The organism is Paenibacillus psychroresistens (assembly GCF_009728935.1).
Taxonomy (GTDB): Bacteria; Bacillota; Bacilli; order Paenibacillales; family NBRC-103111; genus Paenibacillus_AC; species Paenibacillus_AC psychroresistens.
Genome location: NZ_CP034235.1, coordinates 7473603 through 7497250, shown reverse-complemented (window position 1 = coordinate 7497250; position 23648 = coordinate 7473603). Strand labels below are relative to the sequence as shown.

Annotated in this window: 17 protein-coding genes; 16 read left to right on the top strand and 1 reads right to left on the bottom strand. The window is 41.0% G+C overall.

The genetic code is table 11. The features are described from left to right. Window positions 1-37 precede the first annotated feature (37 nt). The 5 genes from EHS13_RS33645 (at window position 38) to EHS13_RS33625 (ending at window position 7603) form a co-directional block, all read left to right on the top strand. Entirely contained in the window at window positions 38-3163 is a 3126-nt protein-coding gene (locus EHS13_RS33645; protein ID WP_155704593.1) for a beta-galactosidase, LacZ type, read from the top strand. A 118-nt stretch (window positions 3164-3281) separates the two neighbouring features. Continuing rightward, a complete protein-coding gene (locus EHS13_RS33640) occupies window positions 3282-3941 on the top strand; it encodes a M48 family metallopeptidase (RefSeq protein WP_155704592.1) in 660 nt (219 codons plus the stop codon). A 33-nt stretch (window positions 3942-3974) separates the two neighbouring features. Further along, complete coding sequence (locus EHS13_RS33635) at window positions 3975-5027, top strand: phosphotransferase (RefSeq protein ID WP_155704591.1); 1053 nt, start codon at window positions 3975-3977, stop codon at window positions 5025-5027. Window positions 5028-5040: 13 nt separating this feature from the next. Continuing rightward, a complete protein-coding gene (locus EHS13_RS33630) occupies window positions 5041-5868 on the top strand; it encodes a sugar phosphate isomerase/epimerase family protein (RefSeq protein ID WP_155704590.1) in 828 nt (275 codons plus the stop codon). A 277-nt stretch (window positions 5869-6145) separates the two neighbouring features. Continuing rightward, a complete protein-coding gene (locus EHS13_RS33625; protein ID WP_155704589.1) occupies window positions 6146-7603 on the top strand; it encodes a serine hydrolase domain-containing protein in 1458 nt (485 codons plus the stop codon). A gap of 223 nt (window positions 7604-7826) precedes the next feature. Here EHS13_RS33625 and EHS13_RS33620 read toward each other — a convergent pair whose 3' ends face one another. Continuing rightward, on the bottom strand, window positions 7827-8774 hold the full coding sequence (locus EHS13_RS33620; protein ID WP_155704588.1) for a helix-turn-helix transcriptional regulator: 948 nt from the start codon (window positions 8772-8774) through the stop codon (window positions 7827-7829). A gap of 123 nt (window positions 8775-8897) precedes the next feature. On the opposite strand from EHS13_RS33620, the gene EHS13_RS33615 reads away from it, so the two are divergent. The 11 genes from EHS13_RS33615 to EHS13_RS33565 all read left to right on the top strand — a co-directional run bounded on the left by EHS13_RS33615 (window position 8898) and on the right by EHS13_RS33565 (window position 23496). Further along, entirely contained in the window at window positions 8898-9773 is an 876-nt protein-coding gene (locus tag EHS13_RS33615) for an SDR family oxidoreductase (protein WP_155704587.1), read from the top strand. Window positions 9774-10514: 741 nt separating this feature from the next. After that, window positions 10515-11159: a uridine kinase family protein gene (locus tag EHS13_RS33610; protein ID WP_319633404.1), complete on the top strand. Its 645-nt coding sequence runs from the start codon at window positions 10515-10517 to the stop codon at window positions 11157-11159. A 228-nt stretch (window positions 11160-11387) separates the two neighbouring features. Continuing rightward, window positions 11388-11957 carry a dihydrofolate reductase family protein gene (locus EHS13_RS33605; protein ID WP_155704586.1) on the top strand — a complete coding sequence of 190 codons (570 nt, stop codon included), beginning with the start codon at window positions 11388-11390 and terminating at the stop codon, window positions 11955-11957. Between the two features lie 790 nt (window positions 11958-12747). After that, on the top strand, window positions 12748-14541 hold the full coding sequence (gene ltrA, locus EHS13_RS33600; RefSeq protein ID WP_193571463.1) for a group II intron reverse transcriptase/maturase: 1794 nt from the start codon (window positions 12748-12750) through the stop codon (window positions 14539-14541). A 234-nt stretch (window positions 14542-14775) separates the two neighbouring features. Continuing rightward, on the top strand, window positions 14776-15543 hold the full coding sequence (locus EHS13_RS33595; RefSeq protein ID WP_162463383.1) for a hypothetical protein: 768 nt from the start codon (window positions 14776-14778) through the stop codon (window positions 15541-15543). A gap of 234 nt (window positions 15544-15777) precedes the next feature. Continuing rightward, window positions 15778-16314, top strand: a complete 537-nt coding sequence (locus EHS13_RS33590) for a putative periplasmic lipoprotein (RefSeq protein WP_155704584.1) — start codon at window positions 15778-15780, stop codon at window positions 16312-16314. A 367-nt stretch (window positions 16315-16681) separates the two neighbouring features. Beyond that, window positions 16682-18592, top strand: coding sequence for a sensor histidine kinase (locus EHS13_RS33585; protein ID WP_155704583.1), 1911 nt, complete (start codon window positions 16682-16684; stop codon window positions 18590-18592). Window positions 18593-18629: 37 nt separating this feature from the next. Next, the gene (locus EHS13_RS33580) at window positions 18630-20174 is read left to right on the top strand and encodes a response regulator transcription factor (protein WP_155704582.1); all 1545 of its coding nucleotides are present in this window, start codon (window positions 18630-18632) and stop codon (window positions 20172-20174) included. A 113-nt stretch (window positions 20175-20287) separates the two neighbouring features. After that, window positions 20288-21661 carry an ABC transporter substrate-binding protein gene (locus EHS13_RS33575; RefSeq protein WP_155704581.1) on the top strand — a complete coding sequence of 458 codons (1374 nt, stop codon included), beginning with the start codon at window positions 20288-20290 and terminating at the stop codon, window positions 21659-21661. 117 nt (window positions 21662-21778) lie between these two features. Beyond that, window positions 21779-22663 (top strand): carbohydrate ABC transporter permease, encoded by an 885-nt coding sequence (locus EHS13_RS33570; RefSeq protein ID WP_155704580.1) that lies wholly within the window; start codon window positions 21779-21781, stop codon window positions 22661-22663. Further along, window positions 22663-23496, top strand: coding sequence for a carbohydrate ABC transporter permease (locus tag EHS13_RS33565; RefSeq protein ID WP_155704579.1), 834 nt, complete (start codon window positions 22663-22665; stop codon window positions 23494-23496). Before EHS13_RS33570 ends, EHS13_RS33565 begins: the two co-directional genes overlap by 1 nt. Window positions 23497-23648 lie beyond the last annotated feature (152 nt).

The following is a 23648-nucleotide window of genomic DNA, read 5'->3' as shown; positions in this document are numbered from 1 at the left end:
GGATGCAACCATACTTAATGAATGAGGTGCCCTACTAATGAAACAGAAATTCAACTATACACCACCCGTTAACGGATATCCGGAGTGGAACAATAATCCGGAGATATTCGCTTTGAATCGACTCGATGCCCATGCAGTTCGTGCAACATTTGCAACGGTTGAAGAGGCGCTTCGTGCTGATGTGGCTGGAGCAGCTTCCAAGCATTCTTTAAATGGTGCTTGGAAGTTTGCGTTTGCTAAGAATGCACCAGCGCGAATTGCTAACTTCTATGAGCTTCAATATAATTGCAGCGCTTGGGCGGAAATTCCGGTTCCTGCTCACTGGCAGCTTCAAGGCTATGATTATCCACAATATACGAATGTACGTTATCCTTGGGATGGGAATGAAGATATTCAATCACCTTTTGCACCGACGGAATATAATCCTGTGGGTTCTTACGTCCGTACCTTTACAGTTCCGAGTGACTGGCAGGGTCAGCCCGTATTTATTAGCTTTCAAGGTGTAGAATCGGCTTTTTATGTATGGGTTAATGGAGATTTGGTTGGCTATAGCGAGGATACCTTTACACCGGCAGAGTTTGATATCACTCCTTATTTGGTTGAAGGTGAGAACAAGCTGGCTGTTGAGGTCTATCGATGGTGTGATGCAAGCTGGCTGGAGGATCAGGATTTCTGGCGGATGAGCGGGATTTTTCGTGATGTATATCTGTATACTACGCCAGAAACGGCACATATTTATGATTATTCCATTGTGACAGAATTGGATGAGCAGTACGAGCATGCGGAATTGAAGCTAAAGGCTAAACTGACAAACTATTATCTTAAAGATCTTGGTAAGTTAGTTGTGGAAGCTATGTTATATGATTCAAAAGGCCAAGCTGTATTCGCAGCTCCTGTTTCTATGGTTGGAGATCTAGGAAATCAAGCAGAATGTCAGGTGGAATCGAGTACATTTATCGATAGCCCACTTAAATGGAGCGCAGAAAAGCCGCATTTGTACAAGCTTGTTATTTCTCTAAAGGATGCCAACGGTCAAATAATTGAGACTATCAGCAATGTAGTTGGTTTTCGTAAATTCGAGCTTAAAGCCGGCTTAATGCAAATAAATGGACAGCCGATTATGTTCAAAGGTGTTAATCGTCATGAATTTACAAGTGTCTCCGGCAGAGTCGTGGGTTATGAGGATATGTTGAAGGATGTTAAATTGATGAAAGCACATAACATTAATTCCGTACGGACTTCTCATTATCCGAACAATCCGCTGTGGTACGATTTATGTGATGAATACGGACTTTATATGATAGATGAAACCAATCTAGAAACTCACGGCAGCTGGACCTATGGGATAGACAGCTTGGCTAAGACAGTCCCTGGCAGCAAGCCAGAATGGACTGGAGCTGTAATTGATCGCTGTAATTCCATGCTGCAGCGCGATAAGAACCATCCGGCCATCATCATTTGGTCATTAGGCAATGAAGCATATGGCGGAGACAACTTCCTAAAAATGCATGATCACTTAACAGCTGCTGATCCGACTCGCTTGATTCATTATGAAGGTGTTTTCAATTACCGTGAATCAGAAGCGGCTTCAGATATCGAAAGTCAAATGTACACTTCCGTGCAAAGAATTGAAGAATACGCGCTGAATAATCCGAAAAAACCTTTTATTCTCTGTGAATATAGCCATGCCATGGGCAATTCCTGTGGAAACCTGTTTAAATATTGGGAGCTTTTCGAGCGTTATCCGATTCTGCAAGGCGCATTTATCTGGGATTGGATTGATCAGTCAATCCTTACAACAACTCCAGATGGAATTTCATATTTGGCTTATGGAGGCGACTTTGGCGAGTCCCCGCATGATGGTACGTTTTGTGGGAATGGTTTGATTTTTGCAGATCGGAAGATATCTCCTAAGTTATTCGAGGTTAAAAAATGCTACGAAAACGTCCGAATTACAGCCGTTGATTTGCGTAAAGGTACTTTTAATGTATTTAATCGCAATTTGTTTACCAATCTATCTGAGTATTTGCTTCAATGGCAAGTGACTAAGAATGGTGTGGAGATAGCTGCTGGATCAACAACGGTTGATGTAACGCCTCTAGCTGAGCAGGAAATCACGGTAGATTATGTTTATCCTTCGATTAATGATCAAGCTGAGTACCTCTTAAACTTCAGCTTTGTAACTAAGGAAGATTTCCAGTGGGCAAGTAAAGGGCATGAAGTTGCTTTTGGCCAATTTGTTCTAGCTCTAGGAGCGAGATTAGAAGCTTCACTAGTGGAATCATCAAATGCTAAGCTGCTAACTGTCGAGAACGATAAGAGCTTAGAAATTAGCGGGACTCATTTCAAGCTTACTTTTAACAAAGCCACAGGAGATTTAGCTTCTTATGAAGTAGAGCAAACGGAAATTCTTAAGCAAGCAGCAGGACCGAATTTCTGGCGCGCATTAGTAGATAATGACCGTGGCAATAAGCTGCAGGAGCGCAGCGGAACTTGGAGAGAAGCGGGCTCCAAGCGAGAGCTATCGCAATTCATTTGGCAAGCCACTGCGTCATCTGTTATAGTGCGCACTCAGTATGTGCTTCCAACTACAACAGCTTCCTACTGCTCGATTACCTATACGGTGCATGTGAATGGGGAAATTGCAGTGCATCAGGATTTAGTGCCAGGCCAGCAATTAGCGGAAATTCCCGAAATTGGCTTGTTGTTTAATTTAGATGCTTCGTTTGAGAATCTTAGCTGGTACGGCAGAGGCCCACATGAAAATTATTGGGATCGTGCAACTAGTGCGAGAATTGGACTTTACGAAGGCAAGGTCAGCGAGCAGATGGTTCCTTACTTACGCCCTCAAGAATGTGGCAATAAAACAGATGTCAGATATGCTTCTCTTGTGAATGAAGCTGGGACTGGGCTAGAGCTATATGGATCTCCTGTATTTGAGCTTAATGCACTGCCTTATACACCTTTTGAGCTTGAGGAACATGATCATGGTTACAAATTACCTAAGAGCGACCATATTGCATTGCGTGTGAATTATAAACAAATGGGCGTTGGCGGAGACGATAGCTGGGGAGCCAAAACTCATCCCGAGTTTACATTATACGCAAATCGCACCTATACCTTTGAGTTCCAGATGCGAGGCATTTCAAAAAGCGGGAAATAACCACTAACTAGATGGACATTCGTGATGAATGTCCTTTTCTGCGTGCAAATTTAATGTAAATTGCCGATAAAACCTGTATAGTATGGGATGAAGTCTAGTGGTGTTTGGAGATGCAAGAATGAGATTTGAAATTGAATTTGAGAATAGTCCAATCGTATTTAATGTGCAATATGGCAAGCGGAAGAAAATTTCCCTTCAGATAGATTCGTTTGGTGCGATAACGGTAAAAGCTCCGAAGGATACAAGCAACGAAGTTATTATTAGCTCAGTGGAACATCACGGGAAATGGATTCTGGAGAAATTAAGCAACCATGCTAAAGCTCGAGAAGCGCCAAAGGCGAAAGAGTATCAGGACGAGGGGAAGTTTCCTCATCTGGGGAAAGAGTATTTTCTTCATGAGCTGATAGAAACGGGTGAATTAAGTGAGGAGAAGCTTAAAGAAAACCTTAAGAAGTTCTATTTTGCCAGCTGTAAGAAAATTGTAGCAGAACGGATAAAAGGCTATCAAGAACAGCTGAGAGTAAAACCGAAAATCATTGAGATCGTGGAGTCCAGAACCCAGTGGGGGAGCTGCTCCTCGGAGAAAAAGCTTACGTTTAATTATCGCTTAGCTATGGCACCCATTGAGATTATCGATTATGTGATTGTACATGAGTTATGCCATCTGCTTCACATGAATCATGATCGCTCCTTTTGGAGACGTGTCGGCAGTATTATGCCGGATTATAAAGAAAAGCAAGATTATCTAGCGAGGCATAGTCAGGCAATGACCCTTTAAAAAGCAACCTTTATCCGGAGTGAGGAATATCAGATGAATGCAAATAAACAAAAGCTAGATCATGTGCTGAGAGTGTGGTTTCCACTAGATGAATGGAGCATTAGCTCGGGTTCAAGTGGGATGAACAATACGACACAGTATGTTGAGGTTAATAAGAAGTCATACGTATTGCGTGTTTACGAAACGCATCGAGATGAGGCGAAGGTTCGATACGAGCATGCTGTGCTGTTAGGTTTAGCAAAGCTGGAGCTGCCTTTTTCCACTCCCGTGCCTGTATTGGCTGGCAATGGCGAATCTTTTATGCGGATGGAGGCGGAGGATGGGCAGGAGAGGGGCAAGCTTGCCTGTCTTTTCCACTATATTGCTGGTGAGCGTCCTGATTTGGAGCAGCTGGGGCAAATCCAATCCTTGGGCAGGACAACAGCCCAGCTGGCGCTAGCACTTCAACAGCTGGAGCTAACGCTCGAGCCTGAATATCCGACTTATTATCAGTTGGGATTAGCCGAATCTGCTACACTGTTTGCTGAAATAATTCAGTTCTGTTTGGAGCCCGCTGAGCCTTTTTGGAATTGGAGAGGGGAGCTTGGGCGGTTGGCTGAGCTGCTTAATTTGTTTACTGCAGAAGCGCCGAAACTTCAAAAATTGCCGCATCAGCTGATTCATGGGGACCTGAATGCTTCCAATTCATTGATTGGAGCCAATCAAGAGGTGGCTGCGATTTTGGATTTTGAGTTTATAACCATGGATTTAAGGGTCATGGAAATTGCGGTTTGTTTGGCCGATGCAATTGCTGAGGAAGCCGTATCGGAACAGGTAACATGGGATAAAATCGAAGCTTACATTAGAGGATATGGCAGTGCAGCTAAGCTAAGCGTTGAAGAAGTTGCGGTGTTGCCGTTACTTATCCAGCTTCGCCGCTTGGATGTTTTCGTGCATTTTATCGGGCGCTACAAGAATGGCATAGATTCTGTTAGCATTGTAGAGGAAATGATTCGCAGCGCAATTGCTGTGGATTCGTGGCTTAGTGCTCATGAAGCTCGACTGCTGGGTTTAGGCAGGGAATACCTACTTATTAAAATGCCATAAGGAGGCAAAAAAGATGTCATTTTTATCTATATCGACGTGGAGCTTGCATCGTAATTTAGGTCCGCTTCACTGGACGCGTTGGGATGAGCAGAAGCAAACTCAGGTTACTATAATCGACCCACAGCCTGAGACAATATCGCTATTGGAGCTTCCGGCTGAGCTTGCAGTAAAAGGCTTTGGTGCTATTGAAATTGGCCATTTCCATTTCCGTGATACTAGCGAAGTTTACTTACATCAGCTAAAAGCGGCTATTCATAATGCCGGATTATGTTTTTACACTTTATTAATCGATTACGGTGATATCTCCAGTGAAGATGAAGTACGCAGACTTGCCGATATTACATGGATCAAGGGCTGGATCGATATTGCTGCGATTGTTGGAGCTGAGCGAGTGAGAATCATTGCAGGCCAAGCTGAGTCAACCAATCAAGCAGCATTAAAGCTTTCAATAGAAGCCTTGCAGCAGCTATGTGAGTATGCGGATACTTGTGGAGTGAGGGTAGTAACAGAGAATTTTCAACCGCTAACCTCAACTGCCGACAACTGTTTAGCTTTATTGGCGGCATGCGGTGAACAGCTAGGCCTGATTTCTGACTTTGGAAATTTCACAGGAGACTACAAGTTTAGTGAACTCAAAAAAATTATCTCAAAAAGCGAGAGTATCCATGCGAAAGCAATTACAGATGGGGATGGACATCCTGATGCTGAAGAATTCCAAGTATGCATGAATTTGGTTAAACGTTTATCTTATGACGGTCCTATTGTTATAATTTATGATGGTCCCCACGATATGTGGGATGGCATTGAGCGTGTTAAACAGCTTGTCATTCCTTATCTGTAGCAGCAGGCCTCAAATGACTCAATAATTCCACCAATTGTTGATCGCTAAGCTTGCCCTGCAGCTTAATTTCATCATAGTGATCATTTAATTTAGCAACATAAATTTGGTCGTAGGCCTGTAGATATCCATTTTTGCTAAATGCCGCATATGATCGCCTTCCACTAAATCACCTCATTTAAATAGACAAAGCAAACTTTATTTTGTTGCAAAATAACCCAAAAATAGCTTATCGTGGAGTAGTGGTTAAACCCCGCAAAATAGATAAGGAGTGAATGAAATGGCCCAACCATTTATTTTACCGCGCAGCCAGCCGGAAGCTCAAGGGATCTCATCATATGCCATTACAGAATTTATTAACTCCATAGAAGCTCATAATTTAGAGCTGCATAGTTTTATGCTGCTTAGGCATGGACATGTCCTAGCAGAGGGATGGTGGAATCCTTACGAAGCAAATCTCCCGCATATGTTGTTTTCATTAAGCAAAAGCTTTACGTCAACTGCAATTGGCTTGGCTGTTGATGAAGGTATTCTAAGCTTGGATGATCAGGTTATTTCTTTTTTCCCAGATGATCTTCCCGTTGAAGTTTCTGCTAATTTAGCTGCCATGCAAATTCGACATTTGTTGATGATGGGTACAGGCAATGGCGAAGATACAATGGGCGCACTCGTGCAACAAGCTGAGGGAAATTGGGTAAAAGGCTTCCTAAGTGTTCCTGTTGGCTATACGCCGGGTACCCATTTTCTGTATAACACAGGAGCAACGTATATGCTTTCAGCTATCCTACAAAAGGTGAGCAATCAGACACTCCTCGAATATCTGGAGCCGAGACTATTGGAACCGCTTAATATTCGCAATGCAACTTGGGCTGTATGTCCGCGTGGGATCAATACAGGTGGTTTTGGGATGAATATTACAACAGAGGCTATCGCTAATTTTGGACAACTCTATTTGCAAAAAGGGATTTGGAATGGGAAGCGGCTGCTTTCAGAGGCTTGGGTTGAAGAAGCAACTTCTAAGCATATCTCAAACGGAGATAGTGACGCTAATGATTGGACACAAGGCTACGGCTATCAGTTTTGGCGTTCTCGGCATAATGCTTACCGCGGAGATGGAGCATTTGGCCAGTATTGTGTCGTTCTGCCTGAACAGGATGTTGTTATTGCGATAACAGCTGGTTTAGGCGATATGCAGATAGTGCTTAATGAAGTATGGGATATTCTGTTGCCTGCTTTGAAGTCCGAAGCTCTTGCCAAGGATGAACCTGCTGCAGCTTTGCTTCAGTCCCTATTGAATAATCTCAAGCTGGATCCACCGCAATTGCAGCTTCTATCGGTAAGAGAAACAGCAATTAACGGGCGGGAGTACAGTCTTGAGGTGAACGAAGATAAGTATGAGAAATTCTCTATCCGATTTGAAGCAAATGAGGCAACGGCTGTTTTCACAATGTCATATGGGGATAATATCTTTCAATTGGGTCGTGGAGCGTGGCTGCCAAGCAAAATCCAAGTTAGCGATGTAGAAAATGGCCATAATATTGCGAGCCGTATCTCATCTAGCTTTACTTGGCAGGACGATAATACTTTGGTGCTTGTTATCCGCTACATTGAGATGCCTTTTTACCAAACCATTATTTGCCGTTTTGAGGGCGAAGAATTGGTATTAGAAAAAACAGTTAATGTGTCGTTTGGCCCTAAAGAGACTGCTCCTATTAAAGGCAAGCAGCTTAACGGCTAAATGCTCATTCCTAATTATTAGATTAGAACTATGTATGGAAAGGGGGATCCTTATGGAAGGGTCCCCTTTCCATGTCTGAATCTTATACTTCTCTAACATTAATCTAGTTCTTTATAAATATTCATCCGTTATGATAGCAGAATAACCAAATGTTATTTTGTTAAGGAGATGAATTAAATGAGTACATTCCATATTTTCCTTTCTGTTTGTCAGCTGCTCGAGACTAATCGTATAGTTTTAGGGCAGCTGCCATTGTTTCATGGGTTAGTTTTCGTAATGCTGCAGGTTCAATTACTATAAGATCAGCGCCATAGCTTAAGACTGTCTGACAAGCCGTTTCCAATGTTTGAAAATAAACCTCTAAGATCATCCAATCTTCATGGGATGATCTTATTTCTTGGATCGCAACAAAGCGTTCCTTCTGCAAACGCAAGTGAGCTTGTGGTTTAAGCTTAATTACGGCAGGGTATTGGGGGAGATTTGCTTTGAAGTCTTTGGTGGATTGCTCCCAGAAGGCGACTAATTCAAATTCAGCTGGCCTGATGAAGGGATCATCGGTAATTATTGCTTGCTGGATCCGGGAAACACGATAAGTCCGGAGCTCACTTTCAACAGCGGCGACCATATACCAGATGGTGCCTTTGACAACAATACCTAGAGGATCAACAAGACGCTCAGTGGCTTGATCTTGTCGAAGGTAAGTAATTTGAAGCTTATGCTCCATCCAGATGGCATCTTGAATCGTAGTTAAACAGGGGACAGGTTCATTGGCCTGGTACCAGCCTGCTCCATCGACATGAATTCTTTGTCGTACTCTAGCGGCATCTTGTTGAACAGCTTGAGGGAGTGATGCCAGCAGCTTCAACGTTGCCATATCATAATTAGCCCGCATTCCGAGATCACCGAGAATATGTGTTGTGTTCGCTAACAGCAGGGATTGAATTTCATCGGCTTTTAGTCCAGTCAAATTAGTGCGGTAGCCTTCCATTAAACGCCAGCCGCCTGCAGCGCCTCGATCGGATACAACTGGAACACCAGATGTACTTAATGCATCCATATCGCGGAGAATGGTGCGCTCGGATACCTCGAATTTCTCTGCCAGCTCCCGAGTATTTATTTTATCCGTGGTTTGCAGACATAATAAGATCGATAGTAAACGGTCAGCGCGCATGCCATGGCCCCCTAGAATAATGATTAGCTAAGTATATCAAATATAGGCGACATAAGGTGTCATATATCCTGTGTTAAGCTGAGAATAGATTAATCAATTGCAAGAGGATGGGAGAAAAATAAGATGAAAGAGAAAGCTTTAGTTGGAAAAGTAGCTGTAGTTGTGGGTGGAACGAGGGGAGCGGGCCGCGGCATTGCTGTTCAATTAGGAGTTGCGGGTGCGACCGTTTATGTTACAGGAAGAAGCGTGCGTGGCAGTACTTCCAACCTAGGACGTCCCGAAACTATAGAAGAAACGGCAGAGCAAGTAACGGCAGCAGGGGGGATTGGCATCCCAGTGCGAGTGGATCATACGATCGAGGTGGAAGTGGCAGCTTTTTTTGCAAAGGTGAACGGGGAGCAGGGCGGTCAATTGGATATTCTGGTCAATGATATTTGGGGTGGTGAGAAGCTTTCGGTTTGGGGAAAACCATTCTGGGAACAGAGCTTGTCTGATGGTTTGTTGATGCAGCAGCGAGCGATACATTCTCATCTCATTACAAGCCATTATGCAACGCCTTTAATGGTCGCGCGCAAGCAAGGACTCATAATTGAAGTAACCGATGGTGTTGATTACAGCTATCGCGGCAATTTATATTATAGTCTGGTTAAAATATCAACGATTCATCTGGCTGAAGCCATGGCTGCAGATCTTCGCGCATTTGGCATTACGGCAGTATCTGTAACTCCTGGATTTCTACGTTCTGAAGAGATGCTGGAGCATTTTGGTGTGACGGAGGACAATTGGCGAGATGGAGCGCTTAAGGAACCCCACTTCATTGCCTCGGAAACACCAACTTTTGTAGGTCGAGCTATTGCTGCCTTTGCTTCAGATCCGAATAAATTCGCGCAAACGGGTAAAGCGCTAAGCTCTTGGGGTTTGTCTAGAGAGTATGACTTTACGGATGCGGATGGGAGCCGTCCTCATTGGGGGGATTTTTATGCTGTCTGCGATAAATAAAGTCGGTAACTGAAGAAAAAAGTTGGTAACTCGATAATAAAGTCGGTAACTAAAGAATAGAGTTGGTAACTAATATAATGGAATAATAATAATAGGTTCAGTTAATAAATGTTAAATTGTAAATAATCCAGAAATTGGTGCTAAGCTTAAGAACTTGGTGTAAAGCGTTACGGTGGGATTATAATGTTGTTCTGGTGTTCGGATTGTCAGGAGAAAATAAAGTTGTAAACTAGTAAAATAAAGTTTTAGACTGGAGTGGGCCATTAAGCTATTCCAGCTAATAGCTTGTCAATATTTATTTATTAATGAAAGCAATGAAGGATGCTATTTTGATAAAAGAGCATAACAAATAACCGTCCCATAGAAATTGGGAAGGTTTTCCTCGATGTCTTTACCGGCAACCCCTAACCTTCTTGTCGTCCATATTATCGCATGTGATTCGGGATCATTGTCCCAACCAGCCTAATCATGGTTAAACAAGTAGGGGGGATGAACTGAATAACTCTCGGGATCCAGCTCCCACGGGCAGAAACGTTCGATCCCCGGCTACCGCTAATCTTACGACCACATAAAAATGAGGTCTACCAGAAATATCTGGTGACCTCATAATACGAACGGGCAGGATAGTTAAAATCATTCTTTACCAACTTAATCCTACATAGTTTGTTTTATCATAATAGGGAGTTAGACTTTATTCATCTAATAAGTGGAGGAGTTTTCAACAAAAAGGGGGAGAATGACGTGATTACTTCTATAAATAATCTCTTAGATAAGTTTCATGAAATGTCAAAAAGACAAAAGACATTAGTAATAGGGATTGATGGTGGTGGAGCCGCAGGTAAAAGTACATTAGCTCGGAAATTCCAATATCTAAATGATGATGTAACGGTCGTACATATGGATGATTTTTATTATCCGACAAAGGAAAGGAAATTGATTAATCATCAGACTGAAATAGGTGGAAATTGGGATTGGAATCGTGTGCTAAATCAGGTTCTGGTGCCAATAAAACAGAATGAGAATGGTTACTATCAAATTTACGACTGGGATAACGACATATTGACTGAATGGCATACAGTGCCTATTGGTGGAATTGTAATTATTGAAGGGTGTTACTCTCTAAGAAAGGAACTATCTTTTCTGTATGACGTTCGAATTTGGATAGAGAGCCCACAGGACATTAGGCTTGAAAGAGGTGTGCAAAGAGATGGAGGTGGTAACCGTGATATGTGGGAAAAAGTATGGTTACCTGATGAAGATAGATATTTTGAAGTCCAGAAGCCAGCCGATTCAGCTGATATTGTTATTGATGGTACAGGTCACAATGGTGATATTTCTAAATTTGAAGTAAATATTGATCGTGCTCCTGAGAATTGGCTAGAGTGATACGGAACTAACGGGTGACGAGAGTGTAGGATCCTGTTCGGGTGGGACTACTTTACTTATTGAAGTAACTGGCAGATTTGCGCAACATTGTTATCTTCGAAGAAAATTCAGATTTCCACTTGATCCTTACGTAACGTAATGATTTATATTAAAGTAAGAGCAGGACGAAACACGGGCCTGCTGCCAAAAAATCGACAACTAAATTCAAAAATCGGAGGAGAAGCAAACATGAGAAAACTCGTATTGTTCATGCATGTGTCGCTGGATGGGTATACGTCGGATTCGAACGGAGGACTAGATTGGATTCCGTACAACGAGGAATTAGAAAAATACGCCGAGGAGGTTGTAGCCGAAGTCGGCTCTCCCGTATACGGACGCACGACGTATCGAATGATGGAGAGCTACTGGCCTACGGTGCTGGACAATCCGAATGCGTCGACGCACGGTATGGAGCATGCCAAATGGCTGCAGGATGTTAAGAAGATTGTCATTTCCGGCTCGATGGACAAGGTGGAATGGAACAATACGATGCTGATCAAGGACAATATCGCAGAGGAAATCAAGGCGCTCAAGGAGCAGCCAGGAAAAAATCTCGTTATCTTCGGCAGTCCGGGGGCGGCGAAGACGTTGCTTGAGCTCGGCCTAATCGACGAATTCCTGCTGACGATTTGTCCGGTCATCTTGGGCGACGGAAAATCGGCATTCCACGGTGACGGTGAGAAAATCAGGCTCAAGCTGCTGTCCAGCCGAATGCTCAAGTCGGGCATTATCGCGGTCCGCTATGAGTTGGAGAAATAGCCGTGCCGTACAAGTTGTTCCACTAACGGGAACTATAACGTAGGAGATTGCTATGCAGCAACTCCTCTTTTCTATTAAAGTAACGGGCAGCGTTCGACAAGTTCTGCTATAAGCGCACCATCGCGTGAAAAGCAGGAGATTAAATCAAATAATCTTAACTTTACAACCGAGGATGGGAATGACGGAACCATGTATCCTGAAACCATCCCGCCAATACTCCTGCATGCGTCATGGCTAACAGGTCATGGGGTTTGAAGATCAGGTAGATTCGGCAGAACGAAGGCTAGAGCCAATTCAAGGTATGCTAACGGATATGCCGCGCGGCTGAAAAACTGGATATGGTGAGTATGGTTCCGTGTAAGGAACTGACGAACAACCGAATGTACAGGTCTAAAGTTACAGCATAAGGAAACTTATGTACCATCCTACGATGGGGTGAGCGGCGTAAAGTAAAAATCTGCCCTCTGAAATACGCTATGCCTAACGATGGCGGCATCAAACTCACAGGCCTACAGGAAGCACCTAAGTTCAGAAGAGAAAGCTAAGTTGTAAGGTACTTGGAAAACAAGGGACGTCGCAACAAGGGCTGTTACCCAAGACGGTTGCAATAAGGTGAGAACCGAAATGCATTTATCCTTGTGAGGGTAGGGGCACGACTGATGAATCTCCTGTAATGGAAGTGGAGGAACAGCCCCAAGTCTAATAGTAAAGAACGATCATTTTCCAAACGTGAATTGCACCGGTCGGGTAAGAACGTGGGAACATCACCTCAAAAGGAGAGGATGCCACAGTGCAAGCTTTGCGAAATTGGGAGTACTACGGCATGACGGAATCTTTTACGGATTTATATGAGAGAGCCTGCAAGCGCGAATCCTTTTCAGACCTTTACGATTTGATTACATCTAGAGAAAATATTCGGCTTGCGTATCGAACAATGAAATCCAATAAAGGATCAAAGACGCCAGGAACAGATGGGAAAACCATCACAGACATTGAAAAGGTGTCCGAAGATGAACTAGTAAAAGAAATTCAAAACAATCTAAAGTGTTATCGCCCTAAGAAAGTCAGACGGAAACTCATAGAAAAAGACAATGGCAAATGGCGACCGCTCGGAATTCCTTGTATACTGGATCGAATCATTCAGCAATGCTTTAAGCAAGTCTTAGAAGCCATAGCAGAAGCTCATTTCTACAAACATAGTTATGGTTTCAGACCCCTACGGTCAACACACCATGCAATGGCAAGAGTGCAATTTCTCGTGAATCGAGCACAGATGCATTATGTGGTAGATATTGACATTTTAGGTTTCTTCGACAATGTGAATCACACTCTACTGATGAAACAATTATGGAACATGGGGATTCAGGATAGAAAAGTGTTATCATGCATCTCCAAGATGCTGAAAGCTGAAATCGATGGAGAAGGAATACCTACCCGGGGCGTGCCGCAAGGGGGTCTGTTGTCGACATTACTTTCAAATATCGTTCTCAACGACTTGGATCATTGGGTGGCTGGTCAATGGGAGTTCTTCCCTCTGACTCAACCTCATAAAACAAGAAGCAGTGAATTGTATTGGAAAAACCGTACTTCCCTTAAAGAAGGATACATGGTGCGTTACGCAGATGACTTCAAAGTCATCTGCAGAGACTACAAGACCGCCTACAAGTGGTACCATGCTGTCGTGTCTTATCTAAAACACCGTCTAAAACTGGACGTTTCGCCTGAAAAATCGCAAGTTGTAAATCTGCGAAAGCGAGAATCTGAATTTCTAGGTTTCACGATCCGAGCGAATAAAAAGGGAAAAATTAGAGTCGCGCATACAGGTATTAAAGCCAATAAAATACAGAAGCTCAAGATGGAAGCTAAAAAACGCCTTCAAAAACTGAGAACTTCTCCAACGGCTCAAAATGCAATACTCTTCAATAGCTTTGTTTTGGGAATCCATAACTACTTTAATCGGGCAACTCATGTTAGTGTTGCGTTCTCACGTCTTGCCTATGACTTGCGAACCTTCATGTATAATTGTCTTAATCAAATCGGGAAATATGAACATCCTGCTAACCCACCGCCTTCCTACGGCAAATTCTATAGTTTGGGTTACAGAACGTTCAAAGTAGCTAATGTCTATTTATATCCGCTTGCCAATGTGAAAACAAAGAACACCATGGGTTTCAGTCAAGATCTTTCACTTTATACAACGGCAGGAAGGGAAGAAATACACAAAAAGCTTCGTCCGGATATACGTCAAGAAATTCTTTCTTTGATGGAATCTAGCATCCCGAACCAAAGTGTGGAATACATGGATAACCGGATAAGCAGGTACAGCATGAAGAGGGGGAAATGCGAAATTACAGGGATGTATCTCTTCGCATCGGACGTCTACTGCCACCACTTCATCCCATTATATCTCGGTGGAAGCGACAAATTCAATAACATACGCATCCTCCACAGAGAGGTATATGAACTTATCCACCTCACACACAAAGAGACGATTGAAGCACTCATAAATAGACTAGGCATCACAGACTTGATGAAAATTAAAGTCAACCAATATCGTAAGATATACGGACAAGAACCAGTCTAATAATCCCAGATCTATGAGTAACGAGGAACTTATGATCTAGTACATTCTGTTAGAGGGAGCGCCGGATGCCGGGAAACTGGCACGTCCGGTGTGGAGCAGGGGAAAAGCTGGAGATCACATCAAAGGCTTACCTATTGCTGACAATAACGTAAATGTAAAGTGCTGTATGGGTAGAGTAACAATCTATATGAATTGGCAAATATTAAATGGGGTAGAATAACCAAGGGTGATAAAATGAAAAAAGTATTGTTATTTACTCTGGTTCTTACAATCAGCGGTTTGCTTGCTTCTAAATATGTACTAGCTGAACCAAGGCAAGTGGTTGATAATTTTATAAATCACTTAATAAAAAAAGAATATGATTCCGCTAGCCTTTATTTGTTTGATAAATCGATGAAGATTCCTGAGCTTATAGAAAACACGCCGATAGATGGAATCAATGTACTTACAACACCACAAAAAAATGATACCCAAATAGAAATAGTGGTAGCGTATTTTAAAGGAGAACATGGCGGGGAACGAATCGCATTTATATGGGAATTAATTGTTAAAGATGAAAAAATCTCACACATAAAGGTTATTCACGATGGAACTAAGCCACTTCTGGAAGAAGCTAAATTGGTAAAGGAATATCAATTGAAGTTTCACAGACGCGTGATGGTGCCCAATGAATACCCATCTGAGGTTACCAGCTTTAATGGTTATATTGATGAAAAAAATGAACTGTTACATTTAGGATATGGTATAGAGTCTCTACACAGCTATCTACATATCACGGTATTCCCAATATCTTTGAACCTAGAGCAATATATAGGAAACAATACCGTGCATCGCACATTAAAAGATGGAACAAAAGTGTTATATAGAGCAAATTTTGATTTGGCATATGAAATAAGATTCCAGAAAGATGGTTTGAATTATAAAATGGCGGTAGGTAAGAAAAACCTAAGTGAAAAATTCACGGTAGATGATTTAATGCAAATCGCGGAATCCATGAAATAAGTGTTGACCCAACTGAGGGACGGATACTTTAGTACAATAAGACAGAGATGCAGTCGGACACTATGACCGGTTGCTTTTTTCAACTATGGGCAGGTTTGAACAACAATGTTCATGAGTTAATGCATCATTTATAGGGATAATTTCTAAGTAATAGGGATAATAACGGTTGGATATAGTGCCCCAGGATAGCTTGCTGTATCTAGTGAGAGCGATATTTGAGGAGAGATAATTAACATGAAAAAGCTCATAATTTTCTTAATGATACTTTTTGTACTGTCTGGATGTTCAAGAAAAGTAAATAGTGTAGCTGCCTCTAATTTAGAAATAAATAATTCAATGTCTCATTTAACACCATTGTCTATTCCAATACACTATACTTCAGCTTATGATGAGAAGACTTTAAAGGAAATGGGTATTAAATTAAGTTCAACAAATATAGTCCCTAAAATAGGGGAATTGGAAGTGCGTAAAATCGCTGAAGATTTATTGCGACAAACCGCTGTACAACCCAAAAGTATATATCTTGAGTACGGTCTAATAACGGCTAATGTCGGTATAGGTGGAATTTCAGCAGAGGCTATAAATGCAAACCCAGTTTTAAAAAATAAAAAATCAATTGTCGATGTACCTGTTTGGGTCATTACGTTAAAAGGGCTTCTTCCAGATGATTATGTGCCAGACCATAGAGGGAAAGAACCGTTGGATATTAGTAGCACCGTAATTGATGCAAATACAGGAAAAGCGTTATTTGGATTTGGAACTGGAAAATAATCAAATTATGGTATTAACTAACGAATACGTTAGTTCAATAAATTTGCTGTTCCCGTAACGCACGATGCATTTGTTAGAGCTATTTTCGGAGAAATTCCTTTTGTCGGTCAATCTCCTGTAGAGAACCTTTGATTGAAGGGAGGAAGCATGGCTTCCAGCAGCTTGCCAGAACATGAAAAAGATCGCACTCTACTTGGCCAAGTGGAGTGCGATCTTTTTATTTTAGGGACCTAATCTACTTCATCCGTTTGATATCGTAACTATTAATTTACAATATAAGAAGTTTGTGTTTATATTATTTGAACTACACACTTAAACTCCAAGACATTTTTATTAGATTTAATAGGTGGAAATAGGAGGTATACAAATGTTTAAGTTTCGAAGCTTTCATAAAAGACTATTTATTAGTCATATAGCGACAATTATCATTTTTTCTTTGATCTCCGGAGTTTCCTTCTTCCTGTATACCTCATCTGTAATTCAAAACAATGTTCTAGGGACTTATCATACTCTGGTCAAGTCCACTTCCAATCAACTGGATATATTCGTCCGGGAAATGGACAATTTGTCCCGCAATATCTTATATTCGCGTGTCTATTATGACAGTGACATGTACTATTATTTACAAAATAACTTTGAGTTGTTCGAGATTCCGAAGACAGGCTATATGAGCGATTATTTTTTTACCAATCTGCAAAATTCGCCTAATGATAAATCTCAATTATACGCTCTAATGAAGGAACGTAATATTGTGAATGTAATCACTTCGTTGAACGGTCCGGAAATGAGAACAAATGAAATTGTATTATTTGATAAGAATGCTACTTTTTTTGGCGCTCCAGAAAGCAATACGTTTACTAAACAAGAGGTACAGCAAAGAATTTCAAATGCTGCGTGGATGGATAAAGTGATTAAGAAGAAAGGCAGCAAGGAACTGTTACCCCCCCATTATAGCGATTGGAGCAGGGATAAAGATTGGGTCATTTCTTTAGCCCGATCATTCAGTGATACGCAAAGCCGTACAAAAGAAGGCATCATAGAGGTGCAGCAGAATTATTCGAAGCTGGAAAATATTATTAAACTCGTTACAGCAGATAAATACGATGCTTTTTATGTGTTTGATAATCATAACCAATTAATATTTCCAGCCATCCAGCCAATAAATGGGGAAGATCCGGTTAATCACTCTTTTAGCTATCTAAGTGATGAAGCATCCGACAAGGAATCCAATCAGAAGCATGTTTGGAATCCAAATACCCATAAATATGAGACTTTATTATATAACTATTCAGCTTTTACAGGATGGACTACGATTTATGCAGTTAAAGACCATTTGCTTTATTCGCAAGCTAACAAATTCAGGATATGGTTCCTAGCTATTCTTATTATCGTGCTCGCTGCAACCCTTATTTTTGCCTACTTTGCCTCTAGAAGTATAACTTATCCAATGAAACTGCTGCAGCGATTTATTAAAAGAACAGATATGTCCAATTTACTGAAAGAATCTGCAAACCCCAGACTGGAATCCGGCATAGAAGAAGTATCTGAGATTTATATAGCGTTTAATGATGTGCGGCTGCGTCTCAATTCAGCCATGAACGATAACATAGAATCACGATCCAATGAGGCGAAAGCTAACTGGATGGCCTTGCAGGCACAAATGAACCCCCATTTTCTCTACAATACCCTCTCTGTTATTGCCGTTACAAGTGAGGAAGGTGGTATGGACAATGTTTCCAATATGTGTAGAAAATTATCCTCTATGCTTAAATATGTCACCAACTTTACCGATTTACAAACAAACCTGGAGCGTGAAGCCGATTATATGATTCATTATCTGGAGCTGATGAAGTTCCGGTATGAAGAGCATCTTGAATACACTATTGAAGTTCCTCAAGAAATGATGGATATCATCGTACCTAAGCTGGTCCTGCAGCCATTGATTGAGAATTGTATAAACCATGGTTTCAGGGAAAGCAGACCTCCTTGGAAAATCTCCATTTATGGCAGGGTGGATCATGGCAGTTGGCTGTTAACTGTTGCTGATAACGGGTGTGGCATGGATTTAAACAAGCTAGAAGCTATAAGTAAAGAAATAGCTGAGTATGACAGTATGAACACTGAAAGAGATGGCACTGTTGAATCAGGTCTGGGATTAATGAACACACTCAAACGGTTAAAGCTAATGTATAAGGATTTGTTTTATTTCAAACTGGAGAACAATGAAAATGGTGGATTTTCGGTTACCTTCGGTGGATCAATTGAGGATTTGCGTTAGAAAATAAAGCCACATTCTATTAAAGGGGGACAATTGGATGAAATATCATGTTTATGTTGCAGAAGATGAGCCGCCTCTATTAAGAAATATCATCAAGAAGATTAACGAATTAGACGGAGATTTCGTAGTGGTTGGACAAGCCTTCAACGGCGAAGATGCCTACAATGATATCATACGCTTAAAGCCTGATATTCTGATTACTGATATAAGAATGCCGATTCTAGATGGCTTGAATTTGATCAAGAAGATAAAAAGCAGCGGGATAAATCTGATTTGCGTCATTATAAGTGGATACGAGGAATTTGAATATGCCAAACAAGCCATACAATTGGGAGTCGAGGATTATATTCTGAAACCGTTGTCTTCAGAAGATTTGGCCAATGTGCTTGCCAGAATTAAAATAAAATTAAAAGATAAGAGACATCAACAGGGAGCCAATGTTCTAAATAAAGTTATTCATTTCAATGCTGACAGTTCTATACTGGACAATCTTAATGAAGAGACCTATGGCATGGTTTATATATGCATCAATAACCCATTGAACCATTTTCCCGGCTCAAGAGCGTATAGCGATCAAATGCAAAGTATCATTCAGCATCTGGATCTGGATGGTGTATTAAAGGCGAACAGCTCGACTATAGAAAATAATTATTGGATTCTTCATGGTAAGTTTCCCAATGAAATCATAGTAGTCCTTAATTGGCATGTTCAAAGTGAAAGAAACCTCGCATTAATTGCAAACCAAATCCTCGAAAGGTTTATCCATACTTCAAATTATGTAACCATTGCTGTAGAGCAAGCTGAAATGAATAGTGAACAAATTGCCGGGACCGTGCAGAAATTAAGACAAATGGTAAATGGAGGTGCTGTTGTAGGAAATCATCAAGTTATCTCTGAGCTGCAACAAGACGATTTCGGCATGGAATGGATAACCCTTAACTCGGACCTGGAGAAAAAGCTGATCTTTTTCTGTAAGAATGGCCAGAGCAAAATGATTACAAGTGAATTGGCCAAAACAATGGAAGCTTGGATAAATGGTTCTATTACAAAGAAAATTATGGAAATTAATTTAAAGCATGTGATCCGAATTTGTTGCCAGAATAGCGGACTATTAAAAAGAGACCTGCTGCATTTCGAAGAGGATATTGAACAGTTATTTCTAGAATACAATCGGATGGATAACATTAGAGTTGAATTTTTAAAGATAATCGAACTACTCTTCAGTTCAAACGGGAAAGTCGATCCGACTAACTATCAACAATTGATTGAGCGAATAACGGAATATTTAGTTAATAATCTGGATCAGAAAATATCCCTGCCGGAAACCGCAGAGTTATTCGGTATTACCGAATCACAGTTAAGCAAGATTTTCAAAAAGTATGTAGGAGATTCCCCCATAGACTATCTGATTAAATTGAGAATTGAAAAAGCTAAGCACTATATCCTAGAGTATCCTGAGATGATGTTGAGGGATATTGCCGAAATTACTGGGTTTAGTGATCAATATTACTTTAGTCGTGTCTTTAAATCCATAACTGGAAAGGCACCGACCGAGTTTAGATCAGAAAGTAATCCTATTTAACACGTGCAGAATAATCCAAACGACAGGTTGATATTCTCCATTTATATATAGAACGATTCTTCTTATACTTTAACTAAAGGGTCGACCTTTAAACATAAAATGGAGGGTATAAAATGCAAAGAACACAAAAGAAAGTATTTACTATCATTCTTACTTTACTCATGGCAATTGTTTTCACAGCTTGTGGCAGCGGAAAAACAGAAAGTTCAAGCGCCCCATCAACCGACCAAGCGTCCGCTGAACCAAAGGCTAGCGCTACGGCTACTTCTGAACCTGCTCCAACTGAAGCGCCTAAAAATGAAAGCGTTACATTAAGCATGATTATCAGTAAAGATTGGTATGATGAGCCAATCAAGTGGGTAATTAGCGAATATGAGAAAAAATCAGGCAATAAAATAGACGTTCAATTCACACCTGGTGGACAGGCGTTTAATGATGCAATTACTACAAAAGCAGCAGTAAATGAAATGCCGGATATCGCCTTTATGTACACTACCGCGTCTTTTCTAGGACAAATGAAAGCGGAAGAATTGCTGGTGGATTTATCAAATGAGCCTTTCATGAAGAAAATATCCCCTTCCATTATAGAGGGTGGAGTATGGCTTAAGTCAAAAGATAAGTTTTATGAAATACCTGTCGGCGGTATGAATGGTGCCGGCGTTATATATAATAAAGAAATTTTTGCAGCAAATGGCATTGAAATTCCAAAAACATATGAGGAATTCCTAGCTGTGTGTGAGAAATTGAAGCAAGCTGGAATAACACCAATTTTTGAAGGTCTTAAGGATGGCTGGCCTCCTTTATTGTTTAATTTCATTGGTTTTACCAATGAGATAACCAAGAAAGGCGACATTGCTAAGATCAATGACGGTACATTCGATTTCTCCAAATCTGCTGGAGCAAAAAACTTTTTAAATAGGCATCACGAGCTTTTTGCTAAAGGCTATTTCAATAAGGATACTGCTTCCACTACCTATGATATGGAAGTTGCGGCATTTTCACAAGGGAAAGCAGCTATGGTAATAAATGTAGATAATTTAATTCCTGGCGCTCTGTCGAAGTTTCCGGAAGCTGCAAAGTTTATAGGCATGTTCCCGCTTCCTTGGGATAATGATCCGATAATTCCGATAGATCTGAGCATCGGTATGGCGATTGCTAAAGGAAAGAATCAAGCAACATCGCTGGATTTCTTGAATTTCTTTACTTCGGATGAAACTCTGAATGGGTACTACGGTAAAGTAAAGGCAATCCCTCCTTATATCGGAGTTACAGCCGAACTCAATCCGGGAACAAGCGATTTGGTACCCTTTATTGAAGCAGGGAAAACACTACCTTTTTATGCCAACCTGATCACTCCGGGCGTAGGTGTTGGATTTGATTTAACAGGAGTCATTCTTGGAGCTAAATCAGTAGATAAGGCTTTATTGGAAGCGCAAGCACAATATCTCAAATCGTTAAAAGATAATAAAATTGCTGGTTTAAAATAATTGCATAATTCGGAGAAGAGTGAACCAGCTATACTGGTAACGGGCTGGAAATTTACATGTTGCCCGTTAACAGTATTAATCGGTTGCTCTTCTCTTTATCAAGGGGGTCTCAGCATAATGAGTAAGCGATTTTATTCCCATCTCTATATGTTGCCGTTATTAATCATTTATTCTACGCTTGCCCTATTTCCGGCGATCATGGGCTTATGCATGTCTTTTACGGATTGGACGGGAACAAGCGGAGGTATATTCAAAGTAAACTTTGTTGGGTTTTACCAGTTTAAGAGTATTTATTCGCAAATTAAGCTTATGGGAATCTCAGGAGATGTGGGCGAGGCATTTGCCAATACATTCAAATATGCCGTTACGGTTATGATTCTAATCAATATATTTGGCATGCTGCTAGCGCTTATTTTTGATCTGCCGTTTAAATTTAAAGGGTTTATCCGCAGTGCCTTTTTTCTCCCTATTATATTTAGTCCTTTAATCATTTGTTTTACTTTTTCTGCTATGTTATTTCCCGATGGGCCTATTGACCAGTTTCTTAAAAACCTCGGATTGGTCAATTACATTCACGGATGGCTGACCGATCATAAAATAAACATTTATGTAGTCAGTGGAATCAATATATGGATGACTTTAGGGTTCACAGCTACAATCTATCTAGCAGGTCTAAAGACGATACCGAATGATTTAAAGGAAGCAGCGCGAGTCGATGGAGCGAGTCCTTGGCAAAATTTTCGTAATATTACACTTCCTTTGGTTGCGCCTTCTATAACGGTCAGCATGGTTATGTCGCTTGTAGGCAGTTTAAAGGTGTTTGATCTTCCGTACCTGCTTACTGGAAATCAGGCTTTTGTCATTAATACGCTGGTATATGCCCAGTTTGGCAACTCGTTATATGCTTATGGTACTGCGATGAGTCTGATATTATTCTTGATCGTTTGCCTGCTTACATTTCCGATGCTTAAACTGCTAAGAAAAAACGAGGTACAGCTATAATGACACTTAAAAAAAGAAATCGCAAAATACTATTCAGTCTCAGTGAAGCAGTTATGATCCTATTAAGCATCGTTGTCATGCTGCCTTTTTACTTTACTTTGTTGAACTCCCTTAAGTCATCCGGGGAAGCAGCCATGCTAAATTTCGCCTGGCCCGCCCATCTGCATTTCGATAACTATTTGACGGTATTCAAGGAAGCGAATATATTTCGCGGCTTGAAGAACAGCGCAATCGTTTCATTATCAAGCGTTTTATTGCTGTTGCTGCTGGCCTCCATTACTGCATTTATTATAGATCGCAGACAGTCTGCTACGACCAAGTTTTCATATAATTATTTCGTATTGGGCATCATTCCTTCCGGATTCCTGATTCCAACGATATACACACTGAAATCAGTTGGACTTTATGGAACTTATTTAGGTTTAGACCTAATTTACGTTGCTGGAGGAGCACCCATCGCTATATTCCTGTTAACGGGATTTATTAAAACCGTTCCCAGAGAGCTGGATGAGTCGGCCATTATGGACGGCGTTAAGGTTTTACGGTTGTTTTTTGTGATCATTCTTCCCCAGCTTAAACCAATTGTAGCAACGACTTTTATTTTTAACTTTCTCGGGATTTGGAACGATTTTGTTGGTCCACTTGTCTATCTGACGAACTCCAAACAATATACGATTCCCATGTCGGTTTATGTGTTTAATTCCTTGTACAACACCGAGTGGGAAAAAGTTTTTAGCGTATTATTGATCTCTACCTTACCTGTAATCTTTGCGTACGCTATTGCACAGAAATATATTGTCGAAGGCATGACGGCTGGTGCCGTTAAAGGATAGTTAGGATTGGAAACCACTAGGCTGCATACTTTCTGGAGGAGGTGGATCAGATGCAGCCTTAGTGGATAACCCCAAAATAGTTGAATAATTACCGACTAGTTTGTAAGCGCTTTATTATTAAAATTTTAGGAGGCTTAAAACGAAAATTTTGT

Coding starts and splice junctions, on each gene's coding strand:
- EHS13_RS33570 (WP_155704580.1), top strand. CDS start 21,779: ATGAGTAAGCGATTTTATTCCCATCTCTATATGTTGCCGTTATTAATC.
- EHS13_RS33630 (WP_155704590.1), top strand. CDS start 5,041: ATGTCATTTTTATCTATATCGACGTGGAGCTTGCATCGTAATTTAGGT.
- EHS13_RS33625 (WP_155704589.1), top strand. CDS start 6,146: ATGGCCCAACCATTTATTTTACCGCGCAGCCAGCCGGAAGCTCAAGGG.
- EHS13_RS33615 (WP_155704587.1), top strand. CDS start 8,898: ATGAAAGAGAAAGCTTTAGTTGGAAAAGTAGCTGTAGTTGTGGGTGGA.
- EHS13_RS33580 (WP_155704582.1), top strand. CDS start 18,630: ATGAAATATCATGTTTATGTTGCAGAAGATGAGCCGCCTCTATTAAGA.
- EHS13_RS33565 (WP_155704579.1), top strand. CDS start 22,663: ATGACACTTAAAAAAAGAAATCGCAAAATACTATTCAGTCTCAGTGAA.
- EHS13_RS33645 (WP_155704593.1), top strand. CDS start 38: ATGAAACAGAAATTCAACTATACACCACCCGTTAACGGATATCCGGAG.
- EHS13_RS33635 (WP_155704591.1), top strand. CDS start 3,975: ATGAATGCAAATAAACAAAAGCTAGATCATGTGCTGAGAGTGTGGTTT.
- EHS13_RS33575 (WP_155704581.1), top strand. CDS start 20,288: ATGCAAAGAACACAAAAGAAAGTATTTACTATCATTCTTACTTTACTC.
- EHS13_RS33620 (WP_155704588.1), bottom strand. CDS start 8,774: ATGCGCGCTGACCGTTTACTATCGATCTTATTATGTCTGCAAACCACG.
- EHS13_RS33585 (WP_155704583.1), top strand. CDS start 16,682: ATGTTTAAGTTTCGAAGCTTTCATAAAAGACTATTTATTAGTCATATA.
- EHS13_RS33590 (WP_155704584.1), top strand. CDS start 15,778: ATGAAAAAGCTCATAATTTTCTTAATGATACTTTTTGTACTGTCTGGA.
- EHS13_RS33605 (WP_155704586.1), top strand. CDS start 11,388: ATGAGAAAACTCGTATTGTTCATGCATGTGTCGCTGGATGGGTATACG.
- EHS13_RS33640 (WP_155704592.1), top strand. CDS start 3,282: ATGAGATTTGAAATTGAATTTGAGAATAGTCCAATCGTATTTAATGTG.
- EHS13_RS33595 (WP_162463383.1), top strand. CDS start 14,776: ATGAAAAAAGTATTGTTATTTACTCTGGTTCTTACAATCAGCGGTTTG.